The 10,983-nt window shown below is 58.1% G+C and carries 9 protein-coding genes and 2 pseudogenes; 9 read left to right on the forward strand and 2 right to left on the reverse strand.

Annotated features, from left to right (window positions below):
• Positions 1 to 63: 63 nt before the first annotated feature.
• From BMW76_RS39395 to BMW76_RS39410, 4 genes and pseudogenes are all read left to right on the forward strand, one after another.
• Positions 64 to 663, forward strand: a pseudogene (locus tag BMW76_RS39395) (branched-chain amino acid ABC transporter substrate-binding protein); the annotation flags it as partial.
• Between the two features lie 13 nt (positions 664 to 676).
• A pseudogene (locus BMW76_RS39400) lies at positions 677 to 1,201 on the forward strand (ABC transporter permease).
• A 23-nt stretch (positions 1,202 to 1,224) separates the two neighbouring features.
• The gene (locus tag BMW76_RS39405; RefSeq protein ID WP_177200638.1) at positions 1,225 to 2,694 is read left to right on the forward strand and encodes an FAD-dependent oxidoreductase; all 1,470 of its coding nucleotides are present in this window, start codon (positions 1,225 to 1,227) and stop codon (positions 2,692 to 2,694) included.
• A 23-nt stretch (positions 2,695 to 2,717) separates the two neighbouring features.
• On the forward strand, positions 2,718 to 3,443 hold the full coding sequence (locus BMW76_RS39410; protein ID WP_090874096.1) for a haloacid dehalogenase type II: 726 nt from the start codon (positions 2,718 to 2,720) through the stop codon (positions 3,441 to 3,443).
• 692 nt (positions 3,444 to 4,135) lie between these two features.
• On the opposite strand, the gene BMW76_RS39420 is transcribed toward BMW76_RS39410, so the two are convergent.
• Positions 4,136 to 4,798, reverse strand: a complete 663-nt coding sequence (locus BMW76_RS39420; protein ID WP_090874091.1) for a helix-turn-helix domain-containing protein — start codon at positions 4,796 to 4,798, stop codon at positions 4,136 to 4,138.
• Positions 4,799 to 4,920: 122 nt separating this feature from the next.
• Here BMW76_RS39420 and BMW76_RS39425 point away from each other — a divergent pair, with 122 nt between their 5' ends.
• The 5 genes from BMW76_RS39425 to BMW76_RS39445 all read left to right on the forward strand — a co-directional run bounded on the left by BMW76_RS39425 (position 4,921) and on the right by BMW76_RS39445 (position 10,694).
• A complete protein-coding gene (locus tag BMW76_RS39425) occupies positions 4,921 to 6,210 on the forward strand; it encodes an MFS transporter (RefSeq protein WP_090874092.1) in 1,290 nt (429 codons plus the stop codon).
• 41 nt (positions 6,211 to 6,251) lie between these two features.
• On the forward strand, positions 6,252 to 7,778 hold the full coding sequence (locus tag BMW76_RS39430) for an amidase (protein ID WP_090874093.1): 1,527 nt from the start codon (positions 6,252 to 6,254) through the stop codon (positions 7,776 to 7,778).
• A gap of 2 nt (positions 7,779 to 7,780) precedes the next feature.
• On the forward strand, positions 7,781 to 8,137 hold the full coding sequence (locus tag BMW76_RS39435; RefSeq protein WP_090874094.1) for a RidA family protein: 357 nt from the start codon (positions 7,781 to 7,783) through the stop codon (positions 8,135 to 8,137).
• 55 nt (positions 8,138 to 8,192) lie between these two features.
• Positions 8,193 to 9,434 carry an NAD(P)/FAD-dependent oxidoreductase gene (locus BMW76_RS39440; protein ID WP_090874095.1) on the forward strand — a complete coding sequence of 414 codons (1,242 nt, stop codon included), beginning with the start codon at positions 8,193 to 8,195 and terminating at the stop codon, positions 9,432 to 9,434.
• A gap of 99 nt (positions 9,435 to 9,533) precedes the next feature.
• Positions 9,534 to 10,694: a porin gene (locus tag BMW76_RS39445; protein ID WP_245763580.1), complete on the forward strand. Its 1,161-nt coding sequence runs from the start codon at positions 9,534 to 9,536 to the stop codon at positions 10,692 to 10,694.
• Between the two features lie 78 nt (positions 10,695 to 10,772).
• On the opposite strand, the gene BMW76_RS39450 is transcribed toward BMW76_RS39445, so the two are convergent.
• The coding region (locus tag BMW76_RS39450) for a transposase (RefSeq protein ID WP_143062439.1) at positions 10,773 to 10,983 on the reverse strand (211 nt) is incomplete at its 5' end.

Consider the following 10,983-nt stretch of genomic DNA (forward strand, 5'->3'; position numbering starts at 1 on the left):
GTGAAGGTCACGAAAGCGAAGCGGATCGCGGTGATGGACGACCGGACAGCCTTCGGACAGGGAGCGGTCGAAGAATTCAAGAAGGCCGTGCAAGCAGCCGGCGGCCAGATCGCGGCCGAGGAATATACCAACGACAAAGCCGTCGAGTTCAATGCGCAACTGACGAACATCAAGGCGGCCAACGCAGATCTTCTCTACTTCGGCGGGCTCGATGGCCAGGCGGGCCTGATCGTCAAGCGCATGAAGCAGCTCGGCCTGCGCGCGCAGTTCGTCGGAAGCGGCGGGATTGCCGATAGCGTGTTCATCGGCTCGGCGGGCAACGCGGCCGAAGGGGCGATGGCGTGGGAATACGGCCGGCCGGTCGATTCATTGCCCGAAGGCCGCGCGTTTGCGGATAAATTCAAGAAGCGCTTTGGCGCGGATACGCTGACCTATGCACCGTTCGCCTATGACTGCGCGTGGCTCGCCATCACCGCGATGAAACAGGCGAATTCCGTGAAGCCTGCTGTATTCATGCAGACGCTCCGGACAATGCAATACAACGGCATCACTGGACACATCTCATTCGATAAATACGGAGATCTGAACAATCCGACGTCAACGCTTTATCAGGTCAAGTCGATGAAATGGCAACCGGTGACAACCATCGGTGCGGAAAAGTAAGCGAGGTCGGACGATGTTTGCACCGCACGTATCGCTTACTGAGCGTGTCTGGTTTTTCGTGCTTCTCGGCCTTGCTGTGATGAACGTTGCTGTACCTGATATTCCCGGTGCTGGCGATCGTACCGCTGTCGTTTTCGTCGAGCACATTTTTGATGTATCCCATTCCCAGATGGTCGTTACGCTAGTATGAGAACCTGATTTCGTCGGACGAGTGGGGCATGGCCGCAAAGAATAGCTTCATTGTCGCGCCGTCCGCGACCGTCGTGGCGACAATACTCGGCACGTTGGGCGCGATTGGGCTGACGAAGGCGAACTTCCGCGGCAAAGGTCTGCTGATGGCGATCCTCGTCTTGTGACGTTGTTCGTTGCGGGCGCGGATCACACGACACTGCCGCGCCAGATGTTCACGGGAATCCGTGAGAACATCAGCCCGACCATTGCTGCACTCGCGACGATTCTTGTCGCCTTCTCCACTTGCCTGCTGCTATTGCTCGAATGGCTGCGCGGCCGGAATGCGGCGCGGGCGGTTGCGATTTGAGCCTGATTTTCGACGCTGCCAATATGAACCAGACAATCCGATCTACCCGCGATCTCAGCTTCTGGTTAAAGGATGCGCTTGACAGCGAAGCGCACGAGCCGCTCGTCGCGCTCGACCGCGATAGGGCAGCCGATGTCTGTATCGTAGGCGGCGGATTCACGGGCTTATGGAGCGCAATCGAGATCAAGCAGGCGCGGCCTGAAACAGAAGTCGTAGTCGTCGAGCGAGACCTGTGCGGCAGCGGAGCCAGCGGGCGAAACGGAGGCTTCGTTCTTAGCCTGTGGGCAAAGTTCGTGTCGCTTGCAAAAGTGTGCGACGAGATCGAGGCCGAGCGGCTTTGCAATCTGTCGTCGCAAGCGATCCTCGACTTGCGGGCGTTCTGCGAGAAGCATGACATCGATGCGGAATTGCGCCTCGACGGATGGCTCTGGACTGCGACGTCCCAGGCGCAAATCGGCACCTGGGACGCCACCGTTGCCGCAGCGGCGCGGTTGGGGCAGGCACCATTCGAGACACCACGCAACGAAGCCGCGCTGCCCGGAGGATCGGCCGCACATCTCGCGGGCGTCTTTGAACGGATTTCTGCGTCGGTTCAACCAGCGAAGCTCGCGCGCGGTCTCAAGCGACATGCCGTGCGGCTTGGCGTCAGAGTATTCGAACGATCGCCGATGCTCGCCCTCGATCGAGGCGTGCCGGCGCAAGTCTGCTGTCAACATGGAAGCGTCACGGCGCAAAGCGTGATTCTCGCGATGAACGCATGGGGTTCCGTCTTCGCGGAGATTCGAAAAGCGATTGCGGTTGTTTCGAGCGATATCGTCATCACTCGACCTTTGCCCAAACTGCTCGACGCAATTCACTGGACGGACGGGATGACCATCTCCGACTGCCGGATGCTGGTCCACTACTATCGAACGACGCCCGATGGACGCATCGTATTCGGCAAAGGAGGCGGCAGCGGAAAGATGGCCTTCGGATCACGAATCGAAGGAAAATTCGATGGCCGATCGCCGATCGAATCGACGGTAGCTGACTGGTTGTCGCGCATCTATCCCGACGTCACACAAAGCGATGTCGTGCAAAGCTGGACGGGACCGATTGACCGCTCGATCAATGGCTTGCCTTCGTTCGGTGCATTGCCCGGCAGCCCGCACATCTTCTACGGCATCGGCTATTCGGGAAACGGTGTCGGCCCTTCGATGCTCGGCGGAAAGATCCTCCGTTCGCTCGCGCTTTCTCTCGATGACGAATGGGCCCGATGCGGCCTCGTTCAACCGTTGCGTCGCGCGTTTCCACCCGAGCCGTTCCGCTATATCGGCGCGCGGGTCGTGCGCCAGGCGGTCGCGCAGTCGGACCTCGCGGCTGACGAGGGACGCGTCCCGGGACTGATCGTGCGCGGCCTGACGCGACTCGCACCGGCCGGACTTTCACCAGTGCGCAAAAACGCGGACGCAGGCTCGGATCCACTGGCAAGCAGTACACTGCGATCTCCCTGACCCATTTGACAAAGAGGATCGCCGTGCAACTGACCGACTTCGATACCCTGACATTCGACTGCTACGGCACGCTGATCGATTGGGAAACTGGCATTTTCGAAGGCCTTCGTCCGCTGCTGGATCGCGTTGAGCCTGCGCTGACACGCGACCACGTTCTCGAAGCCCATGCACGGCACGAGTCGTCGCAACAGTTATACACGCCGGGCAAGCGTTATCAGGAACTGCTGGCTGTCGTGTATAAACGGCTCGCGGAAGAGTGGAGCGTTCCTTACTCGCATGAAGAGTGCGTGACATACGGCGGGTCGATCCGCAACTGGCCCGCGTTTCCGGACTCGGCCGACGCGTTGGAATATCTCGCGCGGCATTACAGGCTGGTTATCCTGTCGAATGTGGACAACGAAAGCTTCACCTATAGCAACAGCAAGTTGCGGGTCCGGTTCGACGCAGTCATTACGGCGGAGGATATCGGATCGTACAAGCCGTCGCCGCGCAACTTCCAGTACATGCTCGACAAGCTCGCGGGCTGCGGTGTGCGCAAGGAAAAGATCCTTCACACGGCCGAAAGCCTCTTTCACGATCACAAGCCTGCCAATGAGGCGGGACTCGCGTCGTGCTGGATTTATCGGCGCCATGCAAAGCAGGGCTTCGGTGCGACGATGGACCCGGGTATGCAGCCGCGTATCGACTTTCGCTTCGATAGCATGGCCGATCTGGTCGAGGCACACCGTGAGACTCTTTCCAGAGGATGAGCCCGTTCGAGTTCTTGAGACTGGTCGACAGCTCAGGGATATCTGCGGGCCTTCCGTCGTGTGCCGAATCAGGCACGCCGCCGGTACTGGAGGGCATTTCCTTCTGTCAGGTCCCGCAGTCCCGAGGGAAGGGCGAAGTTCATCCCATCTCGGTCTATAAAAGGCGTGCGCTTACACGCTGCGATTACGAGTACCGGCCGTCGGCGCGCGCGGAGAAAACAGCAAGGCAGGATCCCTTCTACGCCAACCATCGCTTGATTAGCGCCTGTGTCGCTGATGTCGAGTTCCTCGCGGATCTCCGTGGTCACGACGAATCAGGTGACACCACCGCAACACTATTCATATTCGAGAGATAAGTTGGCGTGCTTCGGATGCGGACAATGATCAGCCTTAGTATTTTCGACGCCCCTGCCGATACACGCCGAAAAGCGCAAGGATAATGGATGCTCCAAGCGTTGCTATCACTTCGTGGCGATGGTCTGGCGCACAGATCATCACGAAGAACACCGCCGGTTCGCGGTTGAACGGTGCGAGGGGCGACCACGTGGCGGCGGCGCAGTCGTCGCCTTGTTACACCCCGCCAATCCGAGCCGCAATCTGCTCCCGTCGACAGGCAAGAGCGGGCTGATCCGAAAGACTACATGCTGACGCCTCGTCTCGAGTGGCGATGATTGTGGGCCGTGCGAAGATACTTACAGTCGGTCCACGCTCTGCCGCGCGATGCCGTCCAATTGATGGCCGTCTGCATCGGCACAACAAACAAGAACGTCGGCATCGTTCTCACCGATGCTTAGGTACACATGTCCGAGAGAGCTATCGAAGTAAAGACTATCTCCGGGCTTAAGGATGAAAGACCTCCCGTCTTCGAAACGAAGCTCCAGGAGCCCCTCCAGTAAAAACACGAACTCTTCCCCCGAATGTCGAACGTAGTCGGTGAAGTCTGACATTGCACGTGCCCTCACATGACCACGCATTGGAATCATGCGCTTGCCCGTAAGGTCGTTCGCAAGCATTCCGCACTCAACATTTGGCGTCTGGTAAATCATCTGTCCGCCTGACGGTGTGAAAGAAACTGCCTTCGGAGGCATACCGGCCTGTTGCGGAAAGCCGAAGATCTCGTCAAGGTCCAGGCTCAGAGCGCGCGCAAGTGCAGCGAATTTGTCATACGTTAGCGCGATCTCTCCGCGCTCGGCCTTTGAAATCGTCGTCAGCCCGACACCGGATTGGGCTGAAAGCTGCATGAGAGTGAGGCCTCGCGCCTTCCTGGCTTCTCGCATGCGAGACCCTACGACCTTGTGATCGATCTCGGTTTGACTCTGGGCAATCGGGTTGTTTTGGGTAACGACGTCGGCCATCCACGGCTCCATGAGGGTAAACCTGACACAAAAAAGCACGATTTCCCGTATTCGGGAATTTGTTTTCAGGTTAGATTCCCGTATATGGTAATCGAAGATGACCCGAGAAGAGGAACTCCGCGATGTCTACACTTGCCGTCAACGCTCGAAGCATTCCAAAAAGTAAGGTGATTTTTGCGACGACCTTGGGCAGCGCGCTCGAGTTCTACGACTTCACCATCTACGGTTTCTTCTCGATTCAGATCGGCACGCTGTTTTTCCCCGGCGCCGCGCAACTAAATCAGTTTCTGCTCTCGATTGCCGTGTTCGGAGTAGGTTTCGTGATGCGTCCGTTGGGTGGTGTCGTCATCGGTGCATATGCAGATCGGGCGGGGCGAAAGAGAGCGATGGTGCTCACGATCATGATGATGGCGCTCAGCTGCGCGGTTATCGCCTGCGCTCCCACCTACGCCATGATCGGTACGGCAGCGCCTCTACTTGTACTGGCTGCGCGGATGCTTCAGGGATTTGCCGCGGGCGGGGAATTTGGCCCAGGCACAACCCTCCTTGTCGAGTACTCGACCGACAAGACGCGCGCATTCTTTGCAAGTTGGAACTTTGCCGCTGGTGCTCTCGGCTTCATTCTGGCCGCCGGGGTAGCGACGCTGATCAATGCCACGCTGTCGCACGACGATGTACTCGCCTGGGGCTGGCGAATTCCTTTCCTGGCTGGCATCGTCGTTGCCCCGGCGGGCGTCCTCATTCGCCGCCGACTTGAGGAAACCCTGACCTCAACGGATATGCGGCGTTCGAAGTCAGGTGGTGGCGCGGTGAAGGCCGCACTGACCACGCATCTCCGCCTGACGATCCTGGGCACCCTGGCTGAACTCGGCGGCTCGATTTCCGTATTTGTCACATCGTTTTTTCTCCCGAGTCATGCAGTCCGGACACTGCACCTCTCGCCCACCTCGGCCATGCTATCAAGCGTCCTGGCTGGGGTGGTCATGTTCATCGCAGCTCCTGCGGCTGGGTATCTTGCAGATCGGTTCAGTCGCAAAACGGTGCTCGTGACGGCGCGGGTTACCTTGATGCTCTCCGTGTACCCAGCGTTCCTGTTGCTGGGTGCAAAGCCCACGGCACTCACGCTCGGCGCTGTCTCGGCATACCTTGGGATTCTCGTATCGTCACAGATCGTTCCCGTGCTTGTGATGATTCCGGAGTTGTTTCCCAAAGAGGTACGTGCGACGGGCATCGCGCTGACCTACGTCGTCAGTGCCTCCTTCTTTGGTGGATTCTCTCCGTTCATTGCTACCTGGCTTGTGGCTGCGACCGGGAATCCCGTTGCGCCTGCGTGGTATGTAGCCGGTGCGTGCCTGATTTCCCTCATACCCATCATCTGGCTGCGTGACAGGACCGGTGCGAAGCTGGACTGACAAAGGCAAAGATAAACCCAAAGATAAACCCAAAGACCGACATGAATACCAGAGCAGCGCTTGTTGAACATTCCGCGGTGGAGCTTCGTCGAATGATCGGTCGACGGGAGATTTCCCCCGTCGAATTGATGGACGCATGTATCGAACGCATCGAGACTGTCAACCCGGCTGTGAACGCTATCGCCGCAACGTGCTTCGCGGAAGCGCGCGAGGAGGCCAGGCAAGCGGAACGTGCCGTTTTGAAGGGAGAGCGGCTAGGACTCCTGCATGGCCTGCCATTGGGTGTAAAGGACCTGGAGGACACGGCGGGATTGCTGACCACATATGGGTCGCCGATCTACCGTTCACACGTTCCTGATAAGGATGGGCTGATCGTGGAACGGCTACGTGCATCCGGAGCCATACTAGCCGCCAAGACGAACGTTCCCGAGATGGGGGCGGGCGCGAACACGCGTAATCCGGTATGGGGTGCCACCGGCAACCCGTTCAACCCGGAACTCAACGCAGGCGGTTCTTCGGGCGGGTCTGCGGCTGCCCTTGCGTGTGACATGCTCCCCGTATGCACGGGCTCGGACACGGGCGGATCCTTACGCATCCCCGCGTCGAAGTGCGGAGTCGTGGGTTTTCGGCCGACACCTGGACTTGTACCCAATTCGCGCCGACCTTTGGGCTGGACGCCCATCTCCGTTGTAGGACCGATGGGACGCACCGTGGCGGATACCGCCCTCCAACTCGCCGCCACCAGTGGACTTTCGGCCGTCGATCCGTTGAGCTACGAGGTCGACCCGCTTGGTTTCGCATCTTTGGACGAGTTCGATCTATCCACTCTGAGAGTGGGATGGACGGAAGATTTTGGCGTCTGCGATGTCGATGAAACCATCCGGCAGACCTTCCGCTCACGCATAGCGGCCATTTCCGGATTGGTTCATTCTTGCCAGGAAGTCTCTTTCGTCCTGGGCGACGCGCATCGCTGCTTCGACGTTATCCGGGCCGAGGGGTTCGTCGCGGGATTGCACGATGCCTATTCACGAAATCCGGAAGACCTCGGAGCTAACGCGCGCGTGAACTACGAGTTGGGTGCGCAGATGTCGCTCGCTGATTGTGCATGGGCTCACGCAGAGCAGACGCGACTGATGCGGCGCTTTCAGGCCACCTTCAGTGACTGTGACGTCATACTGGCGCCGACGACGCCAGTCTCGCCATTTCCTTGGCGCCAAGCGTATGCAATGACGATCAGTGGTCGGCAGCAAGAAAACTACTACCGCTGGCTTGCTCTCACCTACGTCGTAACACTCACTACAAACCCCGCCATTTCTATGCCGTGCGGCGTGGACGAATTCGGCATGCCGTTTGGCATCCAGGTTGTTGGTCCGTTTCGTAACGATAGACGGCTGCTTACGATCGCGCTCGCGTTCGAGCGGGCATTCGAACAGAGACCCTCACTTCGTCGCCCCAAGCCCGACCTTTCGCGCCTGGGTGAGCCCACGCTTTCGCTCACCTCCATCGTGACTGCCCCACCGATTTTCAACCCCGCCGGCGACTATCAAACCGGCACATCAATTGTCTAAATATGTCCAACGAAACCAAGCGCTTTCTTGATACCGGTCGCCTGAGTCAGGTCGTGGTCGCCAATGGAGTCGTTCATCTGGCAGGTCAAGTATCCGACGGTCCTGGCGACGCTGTCGCAATCCAAACGCAAAAGATCCTTGCGCGCATTGACGAGTTGCTGTCGCTGGCGGGAGTCGATAAGACGAGACTTCTCACCGCAAACGTCTGGCTAAGTGATCGAGAGTACTTCGACGAGTTCAACGCAGTGTGGGATAGCTGGGTCGCAAAAGGTCACTCGCCAACGCGCGCGTGTGTGCAGTCCCTACTGATGGCTCCCGGCTACGACGTCGAAGTATCAGTGACGGCACTCTCCACATGAGATAGCGCGTAGCGCAATCGCGAAGAGCCAGGTGAACATACGAGATATTGCGAACATGACAGGAAAATTTGACGTCATCGTACTCGGTGCAGGCATTGTCGGGGTTTCGGTTGCGGCGCACTTGCAGCGGCGAGGGCGGTCCGTTGCGCTTGTCGAGCGAACTTCACCTGGCTCTCAAACATCGTTCGGCAACGCCGGAATGATCCATCGGGACGGCGTGTACCCGTATGCATTCCCCAGGGAATTACGGAAGATCCTGCACTATGCCCGAAATCGCGCGAACGATGTCCGCTATCACCCGCTTACGCTTGTACGCATAGCACCGTTCCTGTTGCAGTATTGGTACCACTCGGAGCCGACTCGTCATGCGGCGATTGCACAGGCGTACGCGACGCTCATCGAACATTCCGTCGATGAGCATCGTCTACTTTCTGAGGCCGCGCGCACGAGCGATCTGATCAGTAAACGAGGCTGGATCGGCGTGTTTAGAGACCGCGCGAGATGGGATCAGCAGGCCCTCGAGGCCGAGCAGCTCCATGATGAATTTGGCTTTGAGTACGACGTCCTGGACGAGAAGCAACTGCGCATACTAGAGCCAAGTCTGACGGAGTCGTTGTGCGGCGGAGTGCGGTTCAACGAAGCCTATTTCATAAACGATCCGGGGGCGCTAGTGTCTGGGTATGCGCGCTACTTTGAAGAGCTCGGGGGGGAAATCTTCGTCGGAGACGGTAACAGCCTGGCGCCGGGCTGGACCGTACAGACTTTACATGGATCGATCCGGAGTTCCTCGGTGGTGGTTGCAATGGGGCCGTGGTCTGACGAGCTGAGTCGCAAGCTGGGCTATCACCTGCCACTGGCCGTCAAGCGTGGGTACCACATGCACTACGCCGTTCCCGAAGGTGTCAAGCTCAATCATCCAGTGCTCGATGCTGAAATTGGCTATCTGGTGACACCGATGTCGCGGGGCATCCGTCTAACTACGGGCGTCGAGTTGGCAGACAGGGATGCTGAGAAGACTCCCGCGCAATTGTGGGCGGTCGAACCCTATGCCAGGCGCCTGCTGCCGCTCGGCGAGCGGCTCGATCCTCAGCCGTGGATGGGTTCCAGGCCTTGTACTCCCGACATGTTACCCATTATTGGTCCGGCGAACCGGCACGACGGACTCTACTTCGCGTTCGGCCACGGACATCACGGACTTACTTTAGGCCCGGTCACCGGCCGCCTGCTGGCGGAGATGATGACGAGCGACCATACATTCATTGACCCGCGACCTTTCAGCGTGGAGCGTTTTCTGTGACGGTCCGCGCTTAGGCCCGGAGGTATCCGGCACATGAAAAAAGCGATTGATAACACTAGTTACGATAAGGAATCCATAATGATGATGGTGCGCACATTTATGGCTGTTACCGCGTTGATGATTTCCGCAAGCGTTGCGCAGGCGGGCTCGAACTCGGTGACTATGTATGGCTTGTTGGACTACGGGGTCAACTACCAGAGTAACAGCGGTGGTGGCAGGGTCTTCGCTGGTTCGAGCGGGATTATGCAGGGTTCCAGATGGGGTTTTAAGGGTTCGGAAGACCTTGGTGGCGGTCTTGCAGCCATCTTTCAGCTTGAAAACGGGTTAGATTTGGGAAAAGGTACCGCTTTGCAAGGTGGGTTGTTGTTTGGTCGGCAGGCATACGTCGGCCTCGACTCGACACGATACGGTACCGCCACCTTCGGCCGACAATATGATTCACTGGTGTCCTTCGTCGAATCCCGGATAAATTCTTCGGTCTACGGTGGAGGAACAACTGCGCACCCGGGTGACCTCGACAACCTCAACAACAGCAAACGGGTGAATAACTCGCTAAAGTACACGAGCCCGGTCTTCAACGGCTTGCAGGTCGGAGCCGTCTATGGCGTAGGAGGTCAGGCTGGCGATTTCACACGCAATCAGATCTGGTCTGTGGGAGCAAGTTACGATTACAAGAGTCTCTCGCTGGCAGCAGCGTATGCAAATGCGCGAAACCCGAACCAGTCCTATTTCACCAGCACGCCGACAAACGTAAACGGGGCGACCGTCAATAACATGAGCGGGAGCCCGGTGTACAGCGGGTATGCGTCGTCCCATACCTACCAGGCGTTCGCTGCCACCGGGCGATATTCGTTTTCCTCGACCCAGATCGGTCTGGTGTACAGCCACGTGTCATTCGATGGACTGGGTGACACATCGTCCGGATCAAATCCGTTACGGTTGCATGGAAGTGCAAAATTTGACACTGGCGAAATCAATCTGACGCAGTATTGGACCCCTTCACTGATAAGTCAATTCGTCTATTTCTATACGCTAGGTTCGGGTGTGGGTCCGATCGGTAGTTCGCACTATCACAATCTATCATTGTCGCTCGATTATTACCTGTCAAAACGTACCGACGTCTATGTGATCGGCAGCACCGAATTCGCGTCGGGCGTCGATTCGACGGGTAAGAGTGCAGTCGCCACCCTCAACGCCCTTAGGGCAACGCTGAACAAGCCGTTGTTTTCATCCATTCGGGCGCAAACAGAGGCAGATTGATCGTGAGAGAAGCTTTCCGCTTGTTTTTTCCTGCCCACCAGGGCGTTGCGTACGGGCCTTCGGCCCGCATTTCGCCCATTACGGGCGGACCTGTGCCATCAATCGTCTGCGCGAGAGATAGACGTTGGTCAACGCCAGCGCGACGAAGGCGCGATTGGCGTTCTTCGCCAGACCGCGATAGCGCACCTTCGTGAAGCCCCACAGGCGCTTGACCACAGCAAACACGTGCTCAACCCGAGCACGGATCTTCGATTTGTTGCGATTCTTGCCGCGCGCTACCTCGTCCACT

Source organism: Paraburkholderia diazotrophica (assembly GCF_900108945.1).
Lineage (GTDB): Bacteria > Pseudomonadota > Gammaproteobacteria > Burkholderiales > Burkholderiaceae > Paraburkholderia > Paraburkholderia diazotrophica.

What these genes read in the sequence shown, in the direction of transcription:
- BMW76_RS39430 (WP_090874093.1), top strand. Translation starts at nt 6,252, where the DNA reads ATGAATACCAGAGCAGCGCTTGTTGAACATTCCGCGGTGGAGCTTCGT.
- BMW76_RS39440 (WP_090874095.1), top strand. Translation starts at nt 8,193, where the DNA reads ATGACAGGAAAATTTGACGTCATCGTACTCGGTGCAGGCATTGTCGGG.
- BMW76_RS39425 (WP_090874092.1), top strand. Translation starts at nt 4,921, where the DNA reads ATGTCTACACTTGCCGTCAACGCTCGAAGCATTCCAAAAAGTAAGGTG.
- BMW76_RS39405 (WP_177200638.1), top strand. Translation starts at nt 1,225, where the DNA reads ATGAACCAGACAATCCGATCTACCCGCGATCTCAGCTTCTGGTTAAAG.
- BMW76_RS39435 (WP_090874094.1), top strand. Translation starts at nt 7,781, where the DNA reads ATGTCCAACGAAACCAAGCGCTTTCTTGATACCGGTCGCCTGAGTCAG.
- BMW76_RS39420 (WP_090874091.1), bottom strand. Translation starts at nt 4,798, where the DNA reads ATGGCCGACGTCGTTACCCAAAACAACCCGATTGCCCAGAGTCAAACC.
- BMW76_RS39445 (WP_245763580.1), top strand. Translation starts at nt 9,534, where the DNA reads ATGGCTGTTACCGCGTTGATGATTTCCGCAAGCGTTGCGCAGGCGGGC.